General features: G+C 67.3%; 15 protein-coding genes. 4 read left to right on the top strand and 11 right to left on the bottom strand.

Annotated elements, in window-relative coordinates; all coding sequences use genetic code 11:
- Positions 1-105: 105 nt before the first annotated feature.
- From ACI8AF_RS22680 to ACI8AF_RS22660, 5 genes are all read right to left on the bottom strand, one after another.
- Entirely contained in the window at positions 106-2,826 is a 2,721-nt protein-coding gene (locus tag ACI8AF_RS22680) for an ATP-dependent helicase (RefSeq protein ID WP_456542025.1), read from the bottom strand.
- Between the two features lie 92 nt (positions 2,827-2,918).
- Positions 2,919-3,773, bottom strand: a complete 855-nt coding sequence (locus tag ACI8AF_RS22675; protein WP_456542024.1) for a DUF6339 family protein — start codon at positions 3,771-3,773, stop codon at positions 2,919-2,921.
- Complete coding sequence (locus tag ACI8AF_RS22670; RefSeq protein ID WP_456542023.1) at positions 3,773-4,732, bottom strand: hypothetical protein; 960 nt, start codon at positions 4,730-4,732, stop codon at positions 3,773-3,775. Before ACI8AF_RS22670 ends, ACI8AF_RS22675 begins: the two co-directional genes overlap by 1 nt.
- On the bottom strand, positions 4,729-6,663 hold the full coding sequence (locus ACI8AF_RS22665; protein ID WP_456542022.1) for a hypothetical protein: 1,935 nt from the start codon (positions 6,661-6,663) through the stop codon (positions 4,729-4,731). Before ACI8AF_RS22665 ends, ACI8AF_RS22670 begins: the two co-directional genes overlap by 4 nt.
- 258 nt (positions 6,664-6,921) lie before the next feature.
- Positions 6,922-8,016 carry a DNA cytosine methyltransferase gene (locus ACI8AF_RS22660; protein ID WP_456542021.1) on the bottom strand — a complete coding sequence of 365 codons (1,095 nt, stop codon included), beginning with the start codon at positions 8,014-8,016 and terminating at the stop codon, positions 6,922-6,924.
- A 96-nt stretch (positions 8,017-8,112) separates the two neighbouring features.
- Here ACI8AF_RS22660 and ACI8AF_RS22655 point away from each other — a divergent pair, with 96 nt between their 5' ends.
- The gene (locus ACI8AF_RS22655) at positions 8,113-8,589 is read left to right on the top strand and encodes a very short patch repair endonuclease (protein WP_456542026.1); all 477 of its coding nucleotides are present in this window, start codon (positions 8,113-8,115) and stop codon (positions 8,587-8,589) included.
- A gap of 56 nt (positions 8,590-8,645) precedes the next feature.
- A complete protein-coding gene (locus tag ACI8AF_RS22650; protein WP_456542020.1) occupies positions 8,646-9,761 on the top strand; it encodes a DNA cytosine methyltransferase in 1,116 nt (371 codons plus the stop codon).
- Between the two features lie 21 nt (positions 9,762-9,782).
- On the opposite strand, the gene ACI8AF_RS22645 is transcribed toward ACI8AF_RS22650, so the two are convergent.
- The 5 genes from ACI8AF_RS22645 to ACI8AF_RS22625 all read right to left on the bottom strand — a co-directional run bounded on the left by ACI8AF_RS22645 (position 9,783) and on the right by ACI8AF_RS22625 (position 21,538).
- A complete protein-coding gene (locus tag ACI8AF_RS22645) occupies positions 9,783-10,355 on the bottom strand; it encodes a hypothetical protein (RefSeq protein WP_456542019.1) in 573 nt (190 codons plus the stop codon).
- A gap of 92 nt (positions 10,356-10,447) precedes the next feature.
- Positions 10,448-12,256 (bottom strand): DrmB family protein, encoded by a 1,809-nt coding sequence (gene drmB / locus ACI8AF_RS22640; protein ID WP_456542018.1) that lies wholly within the window; start codon positions 12,254-12,256, stop codon positions 10,448-10,450.
- Positions 12,253-15,357 (bottom strand): helicase-related protein, encoded by a 3,105-nt coding sequence (locus ACI8AF_RS22635; protein WP_456542017.1) that lies wholly within the window; start codon positions 15,355-15,357, stop codon positions 12,253-12,255. The genes drmB and ACI8AF_RS22635 overlap by 4 nt, the downstream gene beginning before the upstream one ends.
- On the bottom strand, positions 15,354-16,937 hold the full coding sequence (locus ACI8AF_RS22630) for an NERD domain-containing protein (protein WP_456542016.1): 1,584 nt from the start codon (positions 16,935-16,937) through the stop codon (positions 15,354-15,356). Before ACI8AF_RS22630 ends, ACI8AF_RS22635 begins: the two co-directional genes overlap by 4 nt.
- Positions 16,934-21,538, bottom strand: coding sequence for a sacsin N-terminal ATP-binding-like domain-containing protein (locus ACI8AF_RS22625; protein WP_456542015.1), 4,605 nt, complete (start codon positions 21,536-21,538; stop codon positions 16,934-16,936). Before ACI8AF_RS22625 ends, ACI8AF_RS22630 begins: the two co-directional genes overlap by 4 nt.
- Before the next feature lie 346 nt (positions 21,539-21,884).
- Between ACI8AF_RS22625 and ACI8AF_RS22620 the strand changes: the two genes are divergently transcribed.
- Positions 21,885-22,448: a hypothetical protein gene (locus ACI8AF_RS22620; protein ID WP_456542014.1), complete on the top strand. Its 564-nt coding sequence runs from the start codon at positions 21,885-21,887 to the stop codon at positions 22,446-22,448.
- A 26-nt stretch (positions 22,449-22,474) separates the two neighbouring features.
- Here ACI8AF_RS22620 and ACI8AF_RS22615 read toward each other — a convergent pair whose 3' ends face one another.
- The gene (locus ACI8AF_RS22615; RefSeq protein WP_456542013.1) at positions 22,475-23,047 is read right to left on the bottom strand and encodes a DUF6642 family protein; all 573 of its coding nucleotides are present in this window, start codon (positions 23,045-23,047) and stop codon (positions 22,475-22,477) included.
- 156 nt (positions 23,048-23,203) lie between these two features.
- Here ACI8AF_RS22615 and ACI8AF_RS22610 point away from each other — a divergent pair, with 156 nt between their 5' ends.
- Positions 23,204-25,129 (top strand): SIR2 family protein, encoded by a 1,926-nt coding sequence (locus ACI8AF_RS22610; protein WP_456542012.1) that lies wholly within the window; start codon positions 23,204-23,206, stop codon positions 25,127-25,129.
- Positions 25,130-25,134: the final 5 nt, after the last annotated feature.

Genomic DNA, 25,134 nt, shown 5'->3' with positions numbered 1-25,134 from the left:
TGTTATTTACTTAGTGGTGGGACTTTTAGTTTTTGTTGTTCATGTACTAACTTTAGGGTTGATAATGTGGGGGGCGGCGGCCCCCCCCCCCGCCCGCCCCCCGGTTCATTTCCTGGCAGTGCAGAGGACCCTGACGTCGCAGGACGCGCAGCCAGCGCCTGGCTTAGGGTGAAAGCGTCGCTGCCGAAGATCTGTAAGGACGGTCGCCACCTTGGCCTCGGCCGCAGTGATGGCAGGGCCGGCCACGTCGACGACCTCACGCTGTCCCTTCTTGAGGTCGTGCACGTACGCCCCGCGTACGTCGAGCCCTTCTCGCCGCCCTGCGTCCGCGTAGACCTGCAGCTGGAGGTCGTGGGCGCCCTCCTCGCCGACGGAGGTCTTGTAGTCGACGATCGCCAGACCGGTCGTCACGCCGCCCTCCTGATCGAGGATGACGTCGGCCCGCCCGGAGACGATCGTGTCCCCGAGGTGCAATTCGAAGGGGCGCTCCGTCATCCAGACCCGGTGCAGGTCCGACTGGTGATCGGCGATGTACCGGTTGACCAGCTTGCGCGCAGCCTCCTTCATCTGGCGATGCGCTCCCTTGTTGGCCGCGGGAAGGAACAGCTCGTCGTCGAGGATCTGCTCCACCGTCGCCGGGTCGGGAGCCGTGCCGGTCTCCTTGGTGTGTTCGGCGATGGTGCGCATGACGTGGTGGACGGCCTTCCCGTAGCCGAGTTCCGGTGCCAACGTCGGCTGGAAGCCCAGGACGTTGCGCAGGCGGTAGGCGAGGCCACAGGCGTCGAACGCGGCCAACTCGCTGAACGTCACCTGAAGCAGGGACTGCTCATCCGCGTCGGCGCTGCTCAGTGACGGGACCTGCAGCGGCGGGACCGCCGACAGGCCGTTCGGCACCTCGTCCCAGTAGGCCGAGCTACCGACCGCCTTCGTGGTCACCCGTTCGTGCCGGGAGAGTGAGAGCCAATCGCGGGCACGGGTCGTCGCCACATAGAAGAGTCGACGCTCGTCGGCGTCGGAACCCTCGTACCGGTCCGCGTCGAAGAGGTCTCGGCTGATCAGCCAGGACCGCACCTTGCCCGTGTTGGCGGACGGGAAGCGCCGCTTGGTGAGTGAGGGCACGAAGACGGCCGGCCACTCGAGGCCCTTGGCGCTGTGCACGGTCGTCAGGTCGACGGCGTCGGTGCTGACGTCCGGTTCGCCGTCGAAGCCCTCGTAGGCGCCATTCGCGTAGTTGATGATGTGGATGGCGAGATTTCGGTAGTACCACGGGCCGCCGACCTGGCCGCCGACCTGCTCCCCGGGCTTCGACTCGTCCGGGCGGGCCCGCCGTCGGACGGACTCGTAGTCGGTGAGCAGGGTTGTGAAGCGAGCGAGAGTGCCCAAGGCTGCGATGAAGCGAGGATCGTCGTGGCTCCAGTGCTTGCAGCCGAGCACATCGAGGAGCTGGTAGAAGTCCCGGACGAGGTCGACCTGCCGGTCCGGCGTGTCGACCGCTGACTTCCACTCCCGCAGGAGTGTGCGTACCCGGGCGGCGGTGTCCCGGGTGAGTGCGAACGTCCGTGTGTACTCGGCGACGAGCCCGTCCTCGGTGATGGTCTCCGACTGGACGCCGAATCCGGCCGGCCGGTAGTCGTAGTCCACGAGCCAGCAATAAGTCTTGCCCAGGACCTCCGCTTCCGGGCGGTCGAACAGTCCGGTTCGACCGGCCGGCTGAACAGGGATACGCGCGTCCTCCAGTGCCGTCAGCAGCGCGCGGTAGCTGGTGCGGCCGCGGACCAGAATCGCGATGTCCTTGTAGGCCAGGCCGCCCGCATGCAGTCGGTGGATGGACTCGGCGATCTCGGCGGCTTCCTCGTCCTCGTACTCCGCGAACCACTTGACGATCTCGCCGCCCATGGGATCCCGGGTGGCGGTCATGGTCTTGGGAAGCCTGCCGGGGATGGACCTCGCGAAGGCGTCAGCAGTCTCCACGATGAGCGGGCGGCTGCGGCGATTCTCGGTGATCGTGAAGGTCGCGACACCGGCATATCGGTGCGCGAACGAGGTGATGTTCGAGACGTCCGAGCCGCGCCAGCCGTAGATCGCCTGGTCGTCGTCACCGACCACCACAAGGCTCACGTCGGGACCGGTCAACGACTGAATCAAGGCCTCCTGCGCCGGGTTGACGTCCTGATACTCATCGACGATGAGGTGCCGCAGGTCGGCGAGGACACTGGCACGGACCTCAGGGCGTTCAAGCTCTGCCACCGCACGGGCGATCTGCTGCCCGTAGGTCAGGAGTCGGTACTTCTCGAGCGAGTCGTAGTAGCGCTGGAGCACGCTGCGGAAGGGGTCGTCGAGCTGCTCCGGACGAAGCAGCTCGTTCTCAGCGACGTCGAGATTCGGGAGGAAAGCCCGGATCGACTTGAAGAGGGTTCCCTCGAGCTCCTTGATGCCGAGCCTGTTGCTCTCCCGAATCAGGAAGGCGGTGAGTTGGTTCTCGTCAAGGACGTCGTAGGTCTCGTACCGGGGCACGTGGGTCTGCAGCAGGCGGAAGCAATAGGCGTGAATGGTGCCGACGTAGAGGCCGCCCAGCTGGTCCAACGCCTGCGACCCCAACCGTTCGGCGACCCGCGCGCTGATGCGCTCCTTCAGCGAGGCTGCCGCGCGCTCGGTGAAGGTGAATGCCACGATCGCGTTCGCCGGCGTCCCCTCGGCCAAGAGGTCCGCCACCCGTTGTGAGACGACCTCTGTCTTGCCGGCTCCGGCGCTGGCGATGATCTGAATGTGTGAGCCGCGGTGCTTGACCGCGGCCAGGGACTGTCCCTGAAGGACGGGCGACGACAAGAGAACCACCTAGGAAGAGATGCACGGTTGCGTCCGAACTCGGGGCCGGCGCGAGGTTAGGAACGACTGCAACAGAGGGGCGAAGAAGGCGGTCAGGTCGGCCGCGCCGCGCCTCTTGCGCCGATGGCCGCCGCCACATTCGGCGCGAGGGACCAGCCGCGTTCGGCGATACCTCGGCCTGCGGCGCGGACCGCATCCGAGCGTCTGCCGGTCGGCGGCCCGGCTGGAGTCGTGTCCCAGTCATGATCTGGTGGGAGCAAGTCGTGCAGCCAGCGCTCGTACGCCGCGGCATCGTCACGGAAGAAGCCGGTCTCGGCTTCCGGTGGGAGGCCGGCGGTGGTCAGGTTGAGTACGCGGGCCAGGTCGTTCACCGCACTGGCCTTGGGGCCCCCCTCGCCGCCCACCGCCTGCAACTGGTCCACCATCCCCAAGGCCAGCGGACGGCACCGGACCAGTGGCCGGTGCAGGTAGCTGTTGGGCATGTCCTGACGGAAGAAGAGAACGCGCACGGGCTCGTAGTCGTCGCCGTCGCGGAAGAGCTCAGCGCCCCACCAGAGACGGGCCAGCGCCTGTTTGTGCACCGGACCGAACCACCGATCCCGCGCCACCCCGCCCGACCCGCTCCAGCGGTAATCGACGTAGTCGTGGTAGCGCAACGCGAGCCAGTGCCACACGCCCCGGTCGCCGGCTTCCGAGCGGGTGAGTCGGAGAGCCGAGTGCAGCCGCGGGGCAAGCCAGGCGTCGGAGTCCTCCGGGGAGGCCCAGCGTCCTCGCTCCACCAGACCGGTCACATATCCCATGAGCCGATCGACGGCCTCCACGTCCACCGTCTGCCCGCGTCTGTGGACGATCTCCTCGACATCCTCGATCCGGGCATCCCCCTCAGCCAGGCGCTCCCGCTCGAAACTGTCGAGTTCGCGCACGTACCGGGACAGGGCCACGGCCATCAGCGGACCTCCTCGGCGAAGGTGACGATGTTCTGGTTGAGAGACACCAACTCGCCGATGGCGAGGTCGAGCTCCGTCCACAGATCTCGGAGCTGAGCGGCTGAGCCTTGTGCCGTCCACATGCGCGTGTAGAGCTCGTGAACGTCAGTCACAGAGCGCATCACCTCAGCCACCGCCTCACAGGATTGCCTCAGTACGGGATCCTGTGGGGGCACGGCCTCCTCGCCCTGGGAGTTCAGGACGAGATCCTCGACGGCTGCCTGGACCAGCGTCCGGGTGAGCGTGGCAGCGATGAGGGTCGAGAAGGTGTCCCGCAGCCGACGCCGCTCCTTTTGAGCGTGCTCGTTGAGCAGCAGCTTCTGGAAGTGCTTCTCCCCGCTGTTCAGGTAGAGGACAGGCGTGGCCCCCTCGAGCGTCACCGCGAAGGGAGCGGAGGAGTAGGCACGGCAGACGGGCGGAGCTTCGGCGGATGCGAAGTCGACCCACTTGCTGGTGACGGGGGTCCGGGCGGGTGAAGTCGGAGCCGCCCCGGCCTCGAGCACGACGCTCCAGGACGTCGACGTCCCCCGCAGAAGCGGTCGGCCCGTGTCGTCAGGGGCGGTGAGGCGCGCCTCGAGCGTCATCACGCCGCCCAGCTCGGCGCGCCGGGCTCGAAGCAACCCCTGCCAGTGGCCGTCCTCCACCTCGTGGAGGACGGCGGGGATGCGGCTGTTGGTGCTGCCACTGGACAACACCGCGTGTGCAGTAAGCGGTATTCCCTCGAGTGCGGGTGGCCGTGAGTCGCTCGTCGACAGGTCGAGCCCCAGCTCGATCTCCGCCCAGTCGCTCTCGACGCTGTCGAGGTGAACACGTGCCTGGCCGCTGTCGGCGACGTCCGCGTCCAATCCGTCCAGGTGTACCGCGACCACGTCGAGTTCGAGCGGCCGCAGGTACTGGGGCCACGGGAAGCGGGCGGTCACGCCTCGACCTCACGCATCTTGGGACCGGTGGGTCCGGTCAGGATGTCGACGACGGACAGTTCCGCCGGAATGGGGAGGTCGGCGACCGATGATCCGCGGAATCGCGCTTTCAGCTTCCTTCCCCGGGGCTGGCCCGGCATCTCCACGAGTCCACCGTTTGTCGTGCAGCCGTCGACGGCAGTCAGCGCGCCAGACCACTTGACCGGTAGGCGGCCGCCGTCCAGACCGACCAGAACCAGCGTGGGCTCGAGGGACCAGCCTTGATCGCGATTCTTCGCCTGCACCTCGACCTCGACGTCCCAGCGGCCGTCCGTCACGGACCAGTCGACGATTTCGATGGTCGGCTTCCGGGGAGCGCCTCCAGGCGTCTCGTCGCCGGGCGAAGGACTGCGCAGGAAACGTAGGTGACGGAGAACGCTCTGCGGCCCCTTGCCGTCCGGTGTCGGGACAACGTCGAAGAGCTCGTCCAGAACGTCCCGGACTCGCGTCTCGATGGCTGACAGGTTGGGTACCCACGGCGCGACGTAATGGGCCGTCAGGTTGACCTGCGAGGCCTGGTAACGCCCGCGGCCTGGAATCCACCGGTCGTGGGCCGGCGGCTCGGCGAAGCGCAAGAAGTCGTCGGCGCGGAGATCGTCCGCTGTGGGCGCTCCGGGGGCGACGGCAGCGCCGGCCACGACGAAGGCGTGGTAGCGGCGCCCTTCGTATCGCTTGTCGATGGTCTGCACGACCATCTCGGGCTTGCGGAACAGGCAGACACGATCCTCGAGGTCGTCTCGCTTCTCGTCGGAGAGCGTCACGACAAGGCGTGCCTCATGCGTGAAGCGGTCATGCTGATCCCCGGTTCGCCGCCGCGAGATCTCGATGGGCAGAGGACGGACGACGACGTCGTACGGCTTCTCCAGGACCTGGTCGACCCGACCGGCGTCGTAGCGCCGCAGGGCATTCACCAGTTCGGTGTACTTCTCGGACGGGTCCACCACGGCGTCGGCAATCAGCGATCCGTTGTCGACGTGCCTGATACGCACGCTCATGCCACCGCGGGTAAGCAACGGCCAAAAGCTCTCCTCGATGCCGTCCCGGAGACCCCGGCTGAGCCGTTGGACCACGTCAGCCGTGGTCTCGCCCTCGATCAGTGGGTTGTCGGGGTCGTAGAAGGCGAGCACGAGCGCCGAGGTGCCGGGGCGGTCGTCCTCACGGAGGAGGTGCAGACGGCGGACCAACTCTTCGTCGTCCCACGTGCTCCGGGCCGCGCCGTCCTGATCGGGGATCCCGAAGTACCCGCGTCCCTGGAATGCCTCACCACCGAGGCGATGGACGGTGCCCTGGTTGACCCCGAAGACACGGTTGAACCGCCGACCGTCCACGGCGTGCTCGGGGGACAGGACGCTGTTGAACAAGACGGTTTGCAGTCCGCTGAAGCGCCAATACACGGCCTTACCCAGGCCGAAGGAGCCGCCCGAGGCCTCGTCCTTGCCGCTGAAGAGGTCCAGTCGGCAGAGCTTGATGAAGTTGCCGTAGTCCTCCTCCTGCGTTCCGGCGTCAGGGAATTCGGGCCCGGTCAGCCCCCGACATCCGTAGTCGTCGATGCGAAGAAGGACGAGGCGGTCGGACTGGTCCAGGGCCTCGAGGCCCGCCCGGATCTGACCGGCCGCGACCGCGGCGCTCGCGCCGGCGGTCATGGCTTGGAGGTGCGGACGTAACACCGCGCGCCAACCGAGGGCCTCTTCGAAATCGTGACGCGCCGCGCCGCTCAGCGTGATGAGCGTGTAGACCAGGTCGGCAGACCGCCCTGCTCGAGCGTCGGCGGAGTTCTGGCAGCTCTCCCGTGCCAGGGACGCGAGGCCGGCATTCACCGTCCACTGATTCGCGTTCCCGTAGTTGCCGTAGGTCTTGCTTTGCTTCTCCCACGTCCACCGGCAATCAGTCATGCGTGACTTCCCCTCGTGCAAACGACCGCTGTGCACCGCCGCTCGTCCCAGCGCGCGGGAGCGCGATCCCGCATCCGCGACAGTCGAGGGGGTCGGCCCTTGTGTCAGGCCGGCTCGGTGTGACACACCTCAATGCGACGACAGTGTTCCGATTCTCTGGACGCCCGTCGAGCCTCGTCTGGGTGAGACGGGACTTCTGTCATCAGTCGTGGCGGACGAGTCGGTTGTTCGGCAGCGGGCACTACGAGACGCGAGGTGCTAGCTGAGATAGCCCTTGAGGTGCCTGGCGATCGCGGCAGCGAGGCCGACCGGAACGGCGTTCCCGATCTGGCGAGCAATCTCGATCTTGGAGCCGCACCATCGGTAGTCGTCCGGGAAGTCCTGAAGCAGTGCGGCCTCGAGATGTGTGATCACCCGGTTCACTCGAGCGCTCTCGTCGACATCGTCCCACTGCGGATGGAGGTACCGGCCCTTCTCGGGCTTGAAGAACTCGGTGCGAATGGTGAGCGACGGCGCGTCCCACATCATGCGGCCCATGACGTCCGTGGTGCCCTTGGGCTTGTTCCGCCAGCAGTCGGACAACAGGTGATCAGGCAGGTCGAGGCGCCCCCTGCCAGGTCTGATGCAGTTGTAGCGATCAAGTGATGTCTGCGTCGGGTTGCGCCCGAAGTGCAGGTCGAGCCATTTGAATTCGCCGGGAACGGTGCGACCGAAATGCTCGGTGACAGCCTCGGGCAGGTGGACCGTTGCGGGATGCTCGGGCAGGCCGGCAATACGATCCCGGACTGTGCGCCAGGGCTCGGTCGTCAGGCTCCCGACCTTGCTGTGAGTCGGTGCCGGCAGTGGGATGTCGCCTATCCGGGAACCGATGATCACAGTTCGAGGCCGCTTCTGCGCCACGCCATAGTCCGCGGCGAGCAAGACGTCGTGAGTCAAGGTGTACTCGGCGAGCAGCCCGCCGTCGCATTCGTCAAGCAGTAGTTGAAACTCTGAGCTGCGGCGGAAACGATCGACGTTCTCGATGACGAAGACTCGGGGTTTGGCTCGCTCGACGAAGCGGAGATACTGCTTCCACAGCTTGTTCCGTGGATCGTCGATGTCCTTGCTTCCGAGATTCGAGAACCCTTGACATGGAGGGCCGCCGATGATGACGTCGGCCTCAGGTATGTCGGCATTGGGGAAGTCGGCGATATCCCCGCAAAACACATGTTTGCCGAAGTTGGCTTCATACGTGGCAGCGGCGTATAAATTGTGCTCGACTGCTTGCACGGGTCGGAAGCCCTCTTTGACGAACCCTGCGGTCATCCCACCGCAGCCGGCGAAGAGGTCGATCATCGTGGGGGAGTCGGGCACGGCGTGGATGCTAAGGGGCCACGCCGACAGGACCTGGACCGGCGCCGCCGGATCGGCGTGTGCAGAGCTTTGAGTGGTTCGACGGGCGGCCGTGTCATGTGTGAGCCGGATTCTTCTACCGCTGTGGGACGGCAGGGGATGCTCGGCGGCGTGCCAGACGTGCCGCTCCCGAGCTCTCCGGCGGTCGCCGCCCGCATGAGCAAACAGGCGCGGGCGGATACCGCGCCCGAGATGGCACTCCGACGCCTTCTGCACGCTCATGGCCGGCGGTACCGGGTCGGGTGGCCGGTACCGGGTATTTCGCGCCGCAAGATCGACATCGCCTTCACGCGGGCGCGGGTAGCTGTCAACGTTCACGGGTGCTTCTGGCATGGCTGTCCCCTTCATGCCACGTGGCCGACGTCCAACGCTGCTTGGTGGCAGCGCAAGATCGAGGCGAACCGAGCCCGAGATGCCGACACACGCGCACACCTCGAGAGTCTCGGCTGGGTAGTTCTCGAGGTCTGGGAGCACGAACCCCCGGAAGCCGCTCTTGAGCGGGTGCTGGAGGCGCTCGACAAGGACCGGGCGTGACCTATGTCGGCGCGTCGGCGCATGGCCTTGTCGGCAGCGCCGGCTAGTTTCATGACGTGCGGGGGACTGTCTGGACGTTCTTGGATCTCTTCGCGGGCTGTGGAGGGTTGACCAGGGGCTTCCTCGACCATGGTGTCTTCGCCACTGTGGGGGCGGTCGAGCTCGACCGTGCCGCAGCCGCCACCTATGCCGCCAACTTCGACCCTCATGGCGAGCACACCTTTGCCGGTGACATCGCCGACTTCCGCGAAGTGCCCCAGGTCGACGTCGTTATCGGAGGGCCGCCCTGTCAAGGCTTCTCGGCCCTTGGAAAGAAGAACCCCGAGGACGCTCGCAATCAACTTTGGCGTGAATTCGTCAGGGTGGTGCGCCAGGCCGACGCGCGCATGTTCGTCTTCGAGAACGTAGACCGCTTCGCGCGGACCCCCGAATTCGAACTGCTTCTGGGCTCCGTTGGAGAAGGTGGCGAGTTGGCCGGCTTCAGCACGCAGGTTCTCCGGCTGAACGCCGCTGACTTCGGTGCACCTCAGAAGCGGATCCGAACCATCGTGATCGGGTCCAGAATCGGCGTGGTTCAGGGTCCGGAACCTACCCATGCGAAATTCTCGGAGAGCGGCCTACCTCGCTGGCGCAGTTTGCGAGAGGCATTTCTCGGCGGTCCCGTCGTCTTGCAGCCGGACGTGCGCGAGACCTGGCTGCCCGAGAGCACCACCGACTTCCGGGGTGCTCCGATCGAGGGTGCGTTCAAGCTGTACGACCTGCACGTCACTCAGAACTACGACCTGACCTCTCAGATCAGGTATGCCCACATCGCTCCTGGCCAGGGACGGTTCCAGCTCCCTGAGCAACTTCAATATCCATGCTGGCGTCGACACACCAAGGGTGCTGGCGACGTCCTGGGCCGCCTGCGCTGGGACGAGCCTGCCGTCACGATCCGAACCGAGTTCTTCAAGCCGGAGAAGGGGCGCTTCCTGCACCCACAGTGGGAGAACGGCGGTGAGCAGATCAACCGCGCGCTCACCCATGCCGAGGCCGCGGTCGTGCAGGGCTTCGACGAACGCCACGTCTGGTGCGGTACCAAGGCCGAGATCGCCCGTCAGATCGGCAACGCAGTGCCCCCACCATTGGCGCGGGCGATCGCCGCAACCCTGGCGGAGCGCTTGGCGTCCTGAGGCGCGGCTGTCACGAGGGGCTCAGTACTCCTCGTCGTCGACCGAAGGACGGGGGAACCACTCACCCAGCGGCACATAGCCCAGGTACATGTAGTCGTCTTCCCCGCGGGGCCCGAAGAGTTCCCTGGCCTCATTGATGTAGATGGCCCCACCTCCGGGCTTGTGTTCGGCCCATTGGCGCACGTGCAGCTCGCAATCGGCCAGGTAGGCGCTGAGGTACTCCTTCAGCTCGGCGCTGTTCGCGATGCGTCGTTTCGCATACACGTCCTTGCCGGTTGCCGCGAGCGTGTACCGCATGCCGACCCGGGGACCGTCCCATCGATCTCCTGGTCGGAGCCCTCGTGGAGCCGCGGCGGAAAGGATCCGTCCTTCTGACCGGAACTGCAGAGCCTTGTCGTAGCGACCCGCGTACAGCGTTCGTCCATCCTTCTTGAGCAGGACGTGCTGCCACTCGTTGATCCCGACCCAAGCCGGACGGTCAACGCCGAGGCACTGCCGTGCCATCGCGGCGAGTTCCGGGTGCGGGTCGAGGCCCACCGCCCGAATCTCGGCCCCGTCCCGGAAGACGACCAGCTCGACGCTGCCGTCGGGCATGACCCGATACCGGCCGTTCCTCTTGCTGAGGGTCGGCTCAAGCCATGGGTACTCGCGTCCTGCAGTACTCGTGCCGCTCTGTTGCAACAACTTCAGCCGACCCTCCGCACTGCTTCCTCACGGATAGCCGTGACCAGCTCGCCGAAGAATCCGGGGGTGTGGTCGTCCCCGACCACGAGTACGCGATCCAGCAGGACGTTGCTGTTCTGGCACGACGTCTCGGCGACCAGGCTGCACCCGTGGCAGGCGGCAAGGTTGAGGCTGTTCAGGCCCTGGCCCTGGCTCTCGCGGCAGACCGGGTCGGCCGAACACCAGGCTGCGCTCTCCAGCGCCGCGACGACGCTGCGGGCGAGCCGTGGCTCCTCCCCTTGGCGTACCAGTCCGCCCAGGGTGCCTTCCGCGTCGCCCGCCGCCGTGTAGACGAGCAGCCCGGCCTGCCCGGCCGGCCCCTCGGACGCGTACACGCGCTCCCGCAGCGACGCGGCGGAGTAACCGCAAGTGAACGCCAGCTGCCGCATGAGCAGATGGGCGAACGTGTGGACGAGAAGGAACCGCGGGCTCACTGTGGTGAGACGCGAGCCCAGGAGGCTCTCCTGCCGTCGCTTCTCAAGCTTGGCGGCGCGGTCCAAGACCTCCGGCTCGTTCTCCCAGTGGGCAACGGCGTCCTGGTCGAAGGACAGGAATATGCCTTCCCCAAACGACTCGACTGCCGGCAGCCACCGTTCCCGGATCCTCGGTCCCAGGTCCACGGGCACAAGGTCGGCGTCCAACGCATACCGCCTGAACCCGTGGAGCACCCGGACCTCGCGCAGCCGGTGGACTAGGGCGACGTCGTCGACGAGGTCGGACAGTTCCTGCTCCACGGCGTTGCGAGCCGATTTCACGATGGTCGACGGGGAGATCACGAAGTCACGGCTACCGGTTCGCTCGTCCGGATCGTCACCCACTTGCTGAAAGGCGCTCCACTCGTCCGCCAGCAGGCCGGCTCGGGTCTCGAGGAGCTCGTCGAAAGAGACGGTGCCCTCCTGGGCGACCTGGAGTACGAGTTCCTCCGAGACGCCCAGGTCGTCCGCGATCAGCCCGATGAGGACCGCGGCTCGGGGGCCGTTCGGGGCGGATGCCACATCCCCGAAATTGCGGTGCTGTCGGATCTCGGCCACGTAGTCGCGGGGCGGTTTGGCAGGCTCCGGGATGTCCAGCGCCGTGGTCACCTCCGCCATCGTCACGTTGGTGGCCCCACGCTGGACGACCTCGACACGCTCGTCGCAGGGGGCGAAGCCGCCGCCGGTCTGCCACGGCTGTTTGCCGTTGCACCGGACACCGATGCGCTTCAGCGAGTCCTTGGCGGTCAGATCGCCGAGGTCCCGACGTGCCTTGCAGGTCTCACACCGGATCACCAGGCTCGCCAAGCCCTGCGAGCCGCCTTCCCGGGTCTCGAACCGCAGCTTCCTGTTCTGGCACTTGCGCTGGTCCTCCGACTCGTACTCGGAGTGCGCCCAGATGTCCCACGGCACGTCCATCGCATGTCCGCGGCGGGTGCAGACGACGATGAACCGCATCGGCACCAGGTGGCCCTGGCACGCGGCGCAGACCGGGGGCTTGCCGTCCTCCTCGTACATGCTCGACCGGTGCATCCGGCGGCAGTTCTGACAGAACAGCCAGCGGGGGAACCGCTGGTACCGCAGGCCCGGAGCGCGACTCGACGGCTCGGACGGCGAGCTCGGCGGCGAGCGCAGCTCCTTGACCCCCAGCCGGTCCTCGAGCCGTTTGCACTCGACGCGGACCGTGTGCTCGTACGGCCACTCGCTGATGTCGGTCCCCATCAGGGACTCACCGAGGACGTCGAGGATGGCGCCCACGCCGAACGGGCTGACGGTCTGGCTGAGACGCAGCGACCTCATCGGCTCGCCTCTCCGACTGCGAGCACCCTCACCTGACGGTCCACCGAGCGCATGGAGTTCATCGTCTCCCAGCCGTCCTTCCGTTCCCCGAACTCCTTCAGCAACGCCTCGCCGTTCGGCGAGCGATACCTGAGTTTTTCCCCGCGTGCTTCGGCCTCCCGGGCGCGGTGGTCCCACTCGGAGACCAGCGCGCGAAGCTCGTCCGTAACCCGCAGCAGCTCCTCCGGGTCGGCAGCCGCAGCCATGCCCCTGATGCTCTCCACCGCAGCCCGAACGCGGGGGTCGTCGGCCGAGAAATCGCCGGCGTCCTCGTTGCGCCTCAGCCCCACTCCGTGACGGACGAGCATCACCAACGCGGCGCTGAGCGCGCGTTTCCGCGACGCGAGGGACCACGGCGTCACGCTGGTCGGCTCCACGTGTCGATAGAGGGCCTCGTGATAGGCGCGGAAGGCCTCGTAATGCGACCTGTCCCGTGGCTTGGACGCACGCAGCAGCGTTACCACGAGCCCTGGCACCTTGCCACGGCCCACGCGACTGGTGGCCTGGATGTACTCCGACGTCGTCTTCGGCTGCCCGTTCATCAGCATGAGGCCGAGCCGGCTGATGTCGATGCCGACCGAGAGCATGTTCGTGGTCGCGAGAAGGTCGACCGCCTCGGCGTGGTCGGCGTCGCGCTCCAGTTGCGACAGGATCTGGGGCAGCTGCTCCGGTTTCACGTTGCTGGTCAACTCGACGACACCGTCGCGCTTGAGTCGGCGGGAAGGTCGATCCGCTCGGGATCGGGCCAGCAGCATGCTCTCGACGTCGTCTCGAGCGATCGTGACCGTGCGGCCGAGCTCCCGCAGGCTGTTGTGGTACGCCACCACCGTCCAATAGGCGTCTTTCGCGGGTCCCCCGAGACCAAGATGTTCCGGCCCCTGGAGGAGAGCGGTGCACGCCAGCACGGTCGCGAACGCCTGGGTGTGCGCCTGCGGCATCAGCCCCATGTACAGGCGGCCGGGTGCAGATCGGTCGGTGACGGCGAAGAAGCTGTCGTCCGCGCTGAGACCGCTCGGCGGGAACAAGGCGACGTCCGTGCCGTACAGGCTGCGCACCTGATGATCCGCGGCGCGGATCGTGGCCGTGGACGCCACGACCTTGGGTCGCTTCCCGTGCCAGCCCAGGAGGCCCTGTACGGCCGACTCGTATAGAGCCACGGTGGTGCCCAGGGGGCCGGACAGCAGGTGCAGCTCGTCCTGGATGACCAGGCTGGGCGAGTCGAACGGAACGTTGCCCAGCCCGAGTAACGAACCGGCACCGTCGAGCCAGGGCAGCCGAGCGAGCTTGTCCACGGTCGCCACGAGCAAAGTGGGCGGCTCGTCGAACATCTGCTCGTCCACGACGCTCACCGGAAGCGACTGGTGGAAGTCGCACTCGTCGTGCGGACAAAAGAGCTCGAAGCTAGACCTGGTCGACCGGACCCCGTAGGCGGCGTCCTTGGATCGCTTGGCCGGGAAGAGCGGTGTGCCGCACCACGGACAGGCCTGGATCTGATACGGGCTCACGGGGGCCTGGGCTTTCCTCAGGTCCAGGGCCTCCTTATGCGCCTTTTCGTAATCGTTCGGGGTGGTGCCGCTGCCCACCCAGAGCCCGATCGAGAAGAAGGGCGCGCCGACTAGCGCCGGGTGGGAGGCCCGCAGGCGCTCGAGTGCGCAGATGAGTGTCGCCGCCCGTTGGAACTGCTGCGTCGTCAGGAGCCGCAGCGTGTACCGGGTGAGAACTGCTGTCCCGCCGCCGGCCAGCCCGCGGGTGAGCCGCCGGCGGATCATCTCGTACGCGGCCAGCCCTAGATACGCCTCGGTCTTCCCGCCGCCGGTCGGGAACCAGATGAGGTCGACGACTTCCCGGTCCGGGTGGGCTTGGTCCGTCATCGAGGGCAGCGTGAGAAGGAGGAAGCCCAGCTGGAAGGGGCGCCACTGCGGGTCGCGCTCGTCCCTGCGAGAGGTGAGCGGCCGCCCGAACTCGCTCGGGCGCCGCTGCACGTGATCGCTCTGCAACATCTGTTCACGCATGGCGGCGTTGGCCAGCCGGAACGCCAGGAGGGCCTGGGGATCGGTCCGCAGCAGCGTGACGCCGGCACGCATTCGCTCCTCGGCGTCGCGGATCCGGGACAACAGCCGGGTGGCCGCGTCACGGTGGTGAGGGGGGAGTCCCTGGATCTCCGCCTCGCGAGCGCCGGCCCACGTGCGGTACTCGTCGACGAACCCGTCCAGCTCGGCACACAGGTCCTCGACGGGCAGCCCCTCGTCGCTCAGCCGGGCCAACGACAGAGCGGGTGATCGGAGCTCGGGAGCCTGGGTCGCCGGCACCAGAGTCATGGGCAGCATCTCGGTCGCGACCTCGGTCACGCTGCCGTCCGCGGCCGGGCGCCACTCGACCGAACAGCCGTGACCGACCCCGTAGGCCCGGCGGTCCCGGTAAAGGAGGCGGAGTTCCTGCTCCTCGGGATCGTCGCTCAGCTCGTCGGGGGAGGGGTAGGGGTGCACGACGCCACCGGCGGTTCGACAACGAACGTGGACCTGGAACAGGCACTTGTCCGTGGGCGGAGGGGTCTCAGCGTCGTCATGGACCTCGGTGTTCTCCAGAGCCACGGTGACCAACCAGCGGTCGACGGTCCGCCGCCATACGGACACGAGCCGAGCCCGTCCGTCGAACAGCTCTCTGGACGGGACGTCGGGAGCCAGCTCGACGTCCTCGGCCTGCAGGGGCGTCCGCCGCCAGCCTTCCTCCTCCGTTGCGGCGCGCTCGTACCGACCGGCGGTCACGGAACAGCGCAGCGCACCGGCGTCGTGCAGGAAGGAGACCGCCGCGGAGGCAGGATGCCAGGCGTTGGCCAGCTCCACCGGCTCGTCCAGGTCGTCGTCGAGAGCCTCGTCACCGAGCTTCGAGCCGTCGTGGTGAACCGCTGTCTGAGCGCGCGGGTAGAGGGTGCCGACCAGGTAGTGCCGGTCGGGGCGGGTCCCGAGGAGCTCGTCCGGGCCGTCCTGCGGACCCAGGTACTGCTGCCGCAGATAGTCGACCAGGTCGTGCCTGACGGCGACGGGATCGAGCGGCGCGGTCACGAAGTTCCTCCGACGGTGAGTGGCTGTCCGGCGATGTGAGCCCAGGCCGGGAGCGAGACCCCGAGCCACAGACTGACGCGGGGCCGTGTCATCGCGACATACAGACGCGAAAGAGCGATCGGCCCGTCGGCCTCGTCGATGTCGACGACGCACACGTGGCGTGCCTCCAGCCCCTTGATGTCCGCCGCAGTAGCCAGCGTTGCGGCGTCGGGTACGGACGGGCCGGACGTCGGCACAAGCCGTCCGGTGCGGACGGCTTTGGACCGCAGAGCCGCACTGTCCTCGACCCGGTCGCGCAGGGTGACGACGGCGACGTCCGCCATGTCGACCTCTTCCCGACGCAGCTCCTTCAGCCGCCGATCAAGAAGGTTCGCCGTGGCGGCATCGTCCGGGCACTTCTCCCATACAACCTGTGGGCCGTCACCGGCTCGGGCGACGCCGATGTCGGCACCGGTAGTCAATTGCGTCTGCGCCACGACCTGGGTCGTGTTGCGGCAGTTGTACGGCAGGTCGACGACCGAAGCGGAGTTCGACAGCTCGTCGAACGCGGCCTGGTCGAACGTTCCATCCACGTTCGCCTGATTGTTGGGGTCGCAGAAAATGCGCCAACGTCCTCCCGACAGGCCTCCGTCGACAGCCTGGTCGAGCACGAGCAGTGAATCGATGTCGAGAAGGTCCTGCGCCTCGTCGACGACGAGGACGTCGACCGGCTCGGCCCGAGCGTGGAGCCTGCCGAACGGTGTCACCTCGACGCCCGTTCCGACGAGGCGGTTACCGAGGAGCTCCGCCAATCGCGTAGATCGGCAGGTCACAAGGACGGATGCGCCCGAGCTCGCCGCCCGACGGGCGGTCTCGGCTGCGAGCAGCGTCTTGCCAGACCCCGCACCGCCGATGCAGACGACACGGCGGTTCCGCTCGGCACCCACCAGCAGGTCGTACTGACGCTCGGCGAGCCGGACGTACTCCTGCTCGAGCCGTGGCCCGACAGCCCCCAGGGTAGGAACCCAGTCGAAGTCGGGACGGAGCACCCGAAGCAGGTCCTGATAAGCCCCGCCCCTCACCGGGCGCGACAGGACCGAGTGAGCATGGCTGCGCGCATCGGCAAGGGCCTTGGCGAGGCCGGCTACCGACATCGAGGCCGGGCCGGCGTACTCGCGCGGATGCCACTCGACGTCCGGAGCCAGCACCTGATCGGGTGTGACGACGAGGCAGCCCCAGGCGACGTCCGCCGAAGGCAGCCGATCCGCCACTCGGTGTTCCAGCGCGAACATCGCGCTCCGGGCCTGCTCGAAGGGTCCCTCGCGCTTCTCGTTCGTCTCGCCGAAGCGGTTGGTGAAGGTCCAGAGACCGGCTCGACGGGCGAGGCGTCCACCCTTGACCTCGACGACGAGAACCGTGTCGTCCCAGACCACGAGGAAGTCGATCTCGGACATCCGCTTGTACTCGTGCACCGGGAGGTGCACCGAGTACAGAGCGGCTACCGGACCGGGAAGCTCGACCTGTTCGAGCAGCTGGGCTACCCGGAGTTCGGCCTGGCTGTCGACCGGTCCCATGAGCGATGTCGCCGGGACGAGCTTCACGCCGAGCTACCTCCGTCCTGCTGCCAGAGGTGGTCGAACTCCTTGTACGCGAGGCTCTCGCCGAACTGGCCGAAGGTGTCCTCGACGTTGACGACGAGGCACTCCTCCTTACCGCCGTTGAGAGGCCCACGGAGGCCCCGGCCGACCATCTGGATGTAGGCGTTGGGGCTGAAAGTGGGGCGCGCGACGTACAGGGCCCTCACGCCGGGGGCGTCGAAGCCCTCGGTGAGGACGCTGCAGTTGGTCAGCACCCGGATCTCGCGGTTCTTGAACGCCTCGATGGACCTGCGGCGCTCGTGGACCCTAGTCATTCCGCTGATCGCGGCCGCCTTGATGCCCCGGTACTTCAGCAGGGCCGCCAACACCTGAGCCGATTGGACCGACGCGGTGAAGACGAGCACCGGCCAGTCGGAGGGCAGCCCGCTGATGTCCTCGAGCAGTCGCAGGGTTCGTGCCTCGTCCCGACCGATGCGCTCGAGCACCTGGCTGGGGAGGAGCCCCCGCTCACGGGTCTTGCGCTGTTCATCGGCGTCGAGGACGAAGTCGGACCCCGGAAGACGGCGGTGTTCGACCCGCGACAACACGCCCATCTCCTGGAGTGGCTTGTAAGGATCCTCTCCGAGTTCGTTCCACCTGACTTGCCCGAACCGCGCCGCCAGACGCTGGGTCGCTTCTTCACTGCGGCCCTTGAACGGGGTGGCGGTCAGCCCGAGCAATGGCCGGTCCGTGCGGCGGGCGTCGATGCCCAGCCAGCGCAGCGTGGCGGTGATGTCAGGCCCGATGGCACTGTGCGCTTCGTCGATGACTACCGCGGACGGCCTGCTCAACCAGTCGTAGTCGTCCTTCTCTCGACAGATGGCGAGCTTGGCATCCGTGGCGACGATGACGGACACCTCGTCCTCGGTCTCGGCGACCTCGTTCCGGCTCCAGAGTCGACCGATCCGCAGTGGCCTGCGGTCTCCGAACTGCCGCCAGACGACACTCCACGTCTGAACGGCCTGTTCGCACAGCTCCTCGCTCTGGGCGATCCACAACAGCGGACCACGGAAGCCGTCCTGGATGAAGGCGCGTACGACCGCCTCCACGGTCACCCGGGTCTTACCGGCGCCCGTGGGGAGGTACAGCATCGCTCGTCCGCCGTCCGTCAACAGCCGGCGGATCTTCCCGGCGTACGCCTCCTGATACAGGTGCAGGGGATCGAGCTCCGGGGGGCCCTGGACCGTGAGGTCGGCCTCGAGGTGCGCTCCGGAGATACCGGCGTATTCGACAGGGAATCCCAGCTTGCCTACGAATTCCACTGCAGGCGAGGACCCTGCCCACTGCTTGGGAACCCGTAGGCCTGCTGCTTCCAGGTCCTTCCGAACCTCCCACATTGCGTCGTAGCCGTGAACGTCCAGGAACAGTCGCGCGACTTCGAGCTCGGTGAGGTCCTGTCCCATCCGACGCAAGGATTCGAGGAGGCCTTTCGGCAGCCTCCGTTCGAGTGCTGTTGCCTCTAGGAGGACCAGCAGCTTGCTCGCGTGGTCGCGTTCCAGGCGGCAGGCGTACATGGTTTTCTTGGCCTGTTCCGACTGCGCATCCCGCAGGATCTGGTCGACGGTGGTGTTCGTCAGCGGGATCTCGAACTTCTCGGCCAGCCGTTCGAGCAGTTCCTCGTCGCTCAACGTATCCAAGTGGTAGACGGTGTCGCCGTCGATCGCGAGGTCCTCCGCGCGCGCGTCGATGCCATCGGGCGCGGTCACCTGCCGGATGACGCTGCTGCATTCGACCAGCTGGAGCCGGTCGAGGCGATTGCCGGCGACGGAGTGCAGGCCGCGGTAGCGGTCGAGGAGGACGACGGGGGTGCGCGGTGCATCCACGAGCACCTCCACGCGGAGGTGTGCCGAAGCGAGCCTGCATCCCCATCGTCCGGCGAGGTTCGTCGCGGTGTCCTCGTCGACGACGACGTGCGGGAGATCGCGGGCAGCGAGCTCTCTGGCCTCTTCCTCGTCCTGCGCGAGGTACAGGCCGGTCGTGCGGACGAGGACGCCGTTCCCCGAGCTGACGGCAGGGACACGTGCCGGCGTCTCCGTCTCCGGCAGTCTCCCGGCGGCCTCGGCCAGGAGTCGTCCGAGGAGGGCGGCGTCCGATCCCGCCGGAACTCGATCGAGGAACTCGCGCCACATGTCGACCGGCGTGGCGGCGAGGTCGCCGATCAGTTCCAACACGTCCGCGGCTGGCGACACCACCACGGGAAGGTAGGGCGCGAAGGCGCCGAGGGACCGCGCGAGGGCGCGTCGCGTGGGTCGAGGACCCCATTCCGTGTCCAGACTTCCGAAACGCTCCACCGCCCAGATGTGTGGGGCCGGGAAGGTGAGCGCGGAGAACTGATCCGGTCGCTTGTTGTGGATCAGCTGCCATTCGTGCGGTTGGTCCGACTCCAGCAACTCGCGAGTCCACGTGAGCCGGGCCGCGTCGTCGCCCGTCTCCATGAACCTACGGAGGAGCTGTAGTCCGGTGAGCCCCTCCGTGCGGTCGAAAACCAGGGCCAGCGGTTCGGGCCGCCGGCCGGTCGCCGTCTGCAGGTAGATCTCCCGACGGCTGTTGCGGTACTCCTGGAAGGTCGCGTCGCGTAGCAGCGCCGTGCTCACCTGCGGTCTGAGGCTCACGCCCAGGAGTTCCAGCATCCCGAGGTGGAGTCCGTGGACGTCCTCGTCGAGCACGAGCGCGGGCTCGGTCGGCTGCACCACGCCGGCGACGACCACCTCGCTCGGATCGTGCCAGGCGCCGTCCCGCGCTCGTACGCGCAGGACGCCACCGCGTTCGACATGGCCGACCAGGATGTCGCGCGCGTCGGAGCCTCCGACCCTGTCGACGAGGTGCCAGAGGGCTCCCCACTGGGCGTGCCCCCACCTACGGTCGACGGAGTCGACGAGTCGGCGGAGTTCTTCGAGCGGGTCGACCTCCTGGAAGCCCTGTTCACGGAGCACCTCCGATACACCCGGGCGCTCGAGGAAGGACGGCCGGACAAGAGCCAAGCCACCTGCCGAGCTGCTCACCTCGCCGCCGAGGAAGAGCTCGTCGGTCGCGCTGAGGGCATGCAGACGGCCGGCCGTGTCAGGCACCACGGAGGCTCGCTCCATGTCCCGACGCGTCGGCGGATCGACAACCGTGCCGAAGACCCCAACGGCAGCGGCACAATCTTGGTCGGTCACGCCTTCGGCGGGCACGATGCGCTGGAGCCACTCCTTGGCACCAAGCTCTGTGGGGGCCTTGGTGCCGTCCTCCTCCCGAACCAACGTCCGCAGTCGGGCGCGCCGGGTGGTCGACGTGAAGCAGGATGGGTGCGGAGCTGCTGCGGGACGGCTAGGCGCCTTGTGCCAGGCGATGTGCGTCGCGGGCTCCAACCGCAACTCGAAGTGCGGGTACTCGAGCTCTGCGGGCATCCGGAGGACACCGTCGGCATCAGGGATGCTCTCGGTGAAGCGGGCGAGGCTCGGGATCTCCCGCGTGAGGTGCTTGTCCGCGAAGTTCGATGCTTCCCGGCCTCGGGCGGGCAAGTAATCAAAATGCCGCGCCGGGTCCTCGGTACTCGTCAGCTCCGGAAGGGCCTCCACGACCATCTCGGCGACGAGGTCGAGCAGCTCCCTGTTGAACCTGCCCTCGAGCAGATTGGTGCGGTCGTCGTTCACCTGCCAGGGAGCATTGATGATCCCCCGTGTCGAGGAGACGTCCTTCAGCGGGAAGAACGCCCAGAACTCCCCTCTCTCGCGCGCATCCGACAGGGGCGCGGCATAGGAGACTCGGACCTTCTCGCGCCGGATCGCCTCGCCGACCTCCGCGAGCGCCTCGTCCGACAGATCATGATCCCGGTGCCAGACGCGCCACGGCGATGGGAAGTCGCCGTCACCTGCCAGGAGATAGCGGCCGTCGTCACCGCGCCCGCAGGTGTGGATTCGTTCGAAGGAAGTGCCCTCGGGGCCACTGACCTCGAGGCGTAGGGCTAGCACCTTGTCCGCAAAGAGCAGGAACTCCGCGGGGAACGTTTCGACGTCGTTGGCGATGCGCTTGGCCTGCGACGTCAGGGGCAGTCGCACGACTGTTGTCGCCCAGGCCATCAGGTCGCGGAGCACGTCGTCGTCCGCGGCTTCGGCCATCGGGTCCAGCAGCAGGGGAGTGCGAAGGACGGGATAGCGGATCACGGTCGGATCGATGGGGGAGAGGTCCTTGCGGGCCTGATCCGCGTCGAACCCGAAGCTCACCGACCTGCTGAAGACCTGAGGACGGTCGGTGACCCCGAGAACGGACTTGAAGCCCAGACCGAAGCGTCCGATCTCCTCACCTCGCTTGGGACTGAGGAATGCGTGGCAGACCGCCTCGAGTCCCGCTTGGGTGAAGCCCTCACCCTCGTTTGCGCAGTAGAGCGTGGTCCCGACCAGACGGATCTCCACCCGACCTGAGTCACCGCCTCTACTGAGGGTGTCAGCGGCGTTCTGGATCAGCTCCAGGAGCTGCCGCTCGGCGTAACCGCCAGTGCGGTAGGCGTCCTCCTGGTTGCCGTGCTCTGCCACCAGGAGTCGGTCGGCGCGATAGGCCTCCATCGTCCGCTCGCGCTGGTCCACGATCCACTGCTGTAGGGCAGCCTGCGGCCGCTCCCATGTACCCCGTGCGTTCATCGCTGCGGATTGTCCGTCACGCCACCGACGAATCGGGTCGAACTCGCCTCGGTTGCCCCGTTCGAGCGTGGCAAGCGGTCGGAGTGACGCCTGAGGCGGTGGACACTCGAGTTGCGCCTCTGCTGCCTAGAAGCCCTGGAGCGGCACGGCTCTCGGCGCGGCATGGTGTTCACTCTTGCCCTTCCAGGACGGGAGCTCAACGAGCGGCGGCCGGCCGATCAGACGCTGCTGATCGTCGTTGCCACGCCGGTGCAGCACCGTGGGGAGCCGGCCGTCATGAAGGAGTGAGCTTGTGATTGTCACTTGTCCCGCATGCTTCTCTGCGGACGAGGTCAGCTACCAACGGCTGCCTGACAAGCTGTTGGCCTACTACTGCACCGGTCGGCATGCCGATGGGGAACCCCACGAGTGGGTGGGCTCCGCGGCGGCAGCGAGGGAGAGCTGGGCGGCGCCGGAGGGAGTCACCGACGACCTGCTCGAGCCGCTGCTGGGTTGCATCGATGCCGGCGACGGGCTGCTGGAGTACGGCATCGTCGAGTACCGCCTTCGCGCGCGATACCCGGACCTCTTCCGGACTCATGTCGCCGAGCGAGGACACACACTGCTCGGTCACACGCAGACGACGGCATCTGCGGTGCGCTTCGGCGTGGCCCTCGGGCGGCTGGCGCGCAGTGGTGACCTCGCGTTCGAATGGGGGCCGGCCACGGGTGCCTGGTCGTACAACGGCCGCATCTCGTATTGGTGCCACCCGCCGGCGGCGGGTCGTTCCAAGGTGACGTGGACCGAGTTCTGTGGCTCGATCGGGCGTCCGGCGGAGTGGACGGACGAGGACCGTGAGGCAGTGAAGCCCTCATGAGGCATTGGTCGCCGCGACCTGCTCGATCAGGCTGGTAGCGCCCAGCGAGAAGTCGCGATTCTCAGGCCCAACCCCTCGACGAAGTACGGATGCCGCTCTCGTAGGTGCGTGAAGAGTCTCCTCATGTCCACCCTGTCGAGCAGCGCCGGCAACAGAGTGAAGTCGAAGGCCGCGGACTCGGCCCAGCCGACGTTCTTCGTGTACCCGACGACCGCCTTGGCTCCGGTGACTCCGACGAACTCCATAAGTTCGTCGGCGGGAGCCGACATGGTCCCGCAGGACGCGAAGTAGAGGATTCGGTCGCTCAGTGGCCTGGTCACCATGTCGGAGACTTCGGTCAGCGTGACGTCGTCCTTGCCGAGCGAGAGAACGCTGCGGTCGCCGTGATAAGAGAAGTAGGCCACCGGGAAATTGCGATACTGCTGCAGGCACCAGCGGTCCATGTAGTGGGCGAACTCTTGCTTGGTCGCGGCATTGCGGTGGATGAGCCGGCCACGCCGGACCGTCATCAGCATGTCGAGGCCGAGACGGACGCTCGTGCGGTCGGTCAGGGAGGACCCCCAGTCGCCTTCGAGACAGAAGATGCCGTTGCCCCCCATGCAGGGAACCTCGCACGCCGATCGGTCGCCTGCACTCGGTAGGCGAACGAAGTGTTGGAGTCCTGAGCTCGGCCAGTTGCACGGCGCCTGTGCCGTGGCATCTCCTGCGTGGGTGTCACCCCTGCATCTCCTCGACCGGCGGGCCAGGATCACGTCGTGACTGGCCATGTCTTCGTCGTCCCGGGCAATCTCCAGTCCCTTCGAGCGGACGACGTCCTCGTCTCGACCGATTACGCGCCAGGCATCGGCCGGAAGTGGTGGCCGGTACTCGGGTGGGACGAGCGCGAGGGAGCCGTGCGGAGCCGCACGTTGCCGGAGCTGTCCCCGCGCCGTCGGGTCGCACTCGTTCCTTCTACTTCGGACGTTCCTGGTGGCCCCAACCGCTGGTTGGTCGCGGTCGGTGCGCACGAAGGCGCCGACGTGACCTGGCTTCTCGACGGCGTCCGGCAGGCCCTCGAGGCAGTGGTCGAAAATGGGCGCGACAGGACACCGCTCGGACGGCGTCGTCGTGTGGCCATGCCGGTGATGGGAGTCGGCCGCGGGGGCTTCAACGGTCAGCGCGGCAACGCGATCCACGGGCTCCTCGACGTGGCGCAATCCGGGGCGTCGAAGCACGACCTCGACGTCGTCATCGTGGCTGCAGACCCGTCGGACTACTCGGCATTCCAGGCGCTCCGTTCGGAGAAGCACGACCGCCCGTTGCCCAGCACTCTCGAGAAGCGAGCCCGTCGCCTCGCGTTCCTGGCCCGCGCGGACCGGCTCGCTGTCTTCATGGGTGCGGGAACAGGTGTGGCGGCCGGGCTGCCAACCTGGGGCGGTCTGTTGAAAGAACTCGCCTCGCGCCTAGAGATGGCAACAACGACCGAGTTCGAGAAGCTCGGAGCGCTTGACTCAGCGGAGGTCCTTCGCCGGGCCGCGGAGTCGCGAGAGGAGAAGAAGGCGCAGTCCCAGCGTCGCGTCAACCCTCTCGGCGAGCTCGTGGCAGAGGTGATCGGCCGCCCGCAGCGCTACGCGTTGAGCCACATCCTGCTTGCGGCGCTGGACGCCGACCAGGTCATCACGACCAACTTCGACCGGCTGTACGAGCAGGCGGTCTCGGCAATCGGGGGTGAGCAGCCGCTCGTCGTGCTCCCGGACACAGAACCTGCGGACCTGGACGGGTGGGGCGGGCGCCGCCCCTGGCTGTTGAAGCTCCACGGCGACGTCGAGGACCCCCGGTCGATCGTGCTCGATCGCCGATCGTTCGTCCGATACGACGCCAGCCGCCGTCCCCTCGGCGGCGTCCTGCAGACGACGCTGTTGACCAAGCACCTGCTCGTGGTCGGGGCGTCCATGACCGACGACAACGTCATCCGACTGGTGCACGAGGTGGCCGAGCTGACCCAGAGCGGCGGGAAGCGCTCGTTCGGCACCGTGCTCAGCCTGTCGGCCGATCCGTTGCGTCAGCAGCTGTGGGACCCCGAGTTTAAGTACGTCGATTTCGGGAGCCCGCGGAACGATGATTCTGAGGCGGCCCGCGACCTGGAGGTCTTCCTCGACCGCATCGCGATGCTGGCGGCGCCCCGGTCGCGGCATCTCCTCGACCCGCGGTACCGCGAACTTCTGCAGAGCGACGCCGAACGAGAGCTCGCGGACCGACTCGTTTCCCTGAGCCAGGAGCTGTCGAGGCTTCCGGCTACGGCCACCAACGGGTGGCGGGACGTGACCGAGGCCCTGCACCGTCTGGGTGCACCGACTGCGACGACCCTCGCCGGCTCGGCGTCCTTGGTGCCCGTGCCTGAGTCGCCGTTGAGCGAGGGCGCGATCTGGCGCTTCGCGCTCACGTACAACGCGTATCAGCGGCACGGCGGATTCGAGCCGGTCGCTGCCGTCGGAAACGAAGCGCTGGAGGAGTACCGGCGGTACGGGCGCTTACCTAATGACCTCACCGAAGCCCGGATCGCCCTGTTTTTCGAGCAGCGGCGCTGGCGCCACTTCGGGTACAGCCCGGACGACGACACCCTCGATTACCTCCGAGCCCTGGTGCTGCGCATCGGGGAGCTGTCCGGCGGCAAGGTGTCGGTTGTGTCGCCGTCCGACTGACCGGG

This window comes from Blastococcus sp. SYSU D00669 (genome assembly GCF_054050715.1).
The sequence above is the reverse complement of the archived record's forward strand: the minus strand, read 5'-3'. Positions and strand labels throughout refer to the sequence as shown.

Coding starts and splice junctions, on each gene's coding strand:
- ACI8AF_RS22675 (WP_456542024.1), bottom strand. CDS start 3,773: ATGGCCGTGGCCCTGTCCCGGTACGTGCGCGAACTCGACAGTTTCGAG.
- ACI8AF_RS22665 (WP_456542022.1), bottom strand. CDS start 6,663: ATGACTGATTGCCGGTGGACGTGGGAGAAGCAAAGCAAGACCTACGGC.
- ACI8AF_RS22655 (WP_456542026.1), top strand. CDS start 8,113: ATGTGTGAGCCGGATTCTTCTACCGCTGTGGGACGGCAGGGGATGCTC.
- ACI8AF_RS22645 (WP_456542019.1), bottom strand. CDS start 10,355: ATGCCCGACGGCAGCGTCGAGCTGGTCGTCTTCCGGGACGGGGCCGAG.
- drmB (WP_456542018.1), bottom strand. CDS start 12,256: ATGAGGTCGCTGCGTCTCAGCCAGACCGTCAGCCCGTTCGGCGTGGGC.
- ACI8AF_RS22615 (WP_456542013.1), bottom strand. CDS start 23,047: ATGGGGGGCAACGGCATCTTCTGTCTCGAAGGCGACTGGGGGTCCTCC.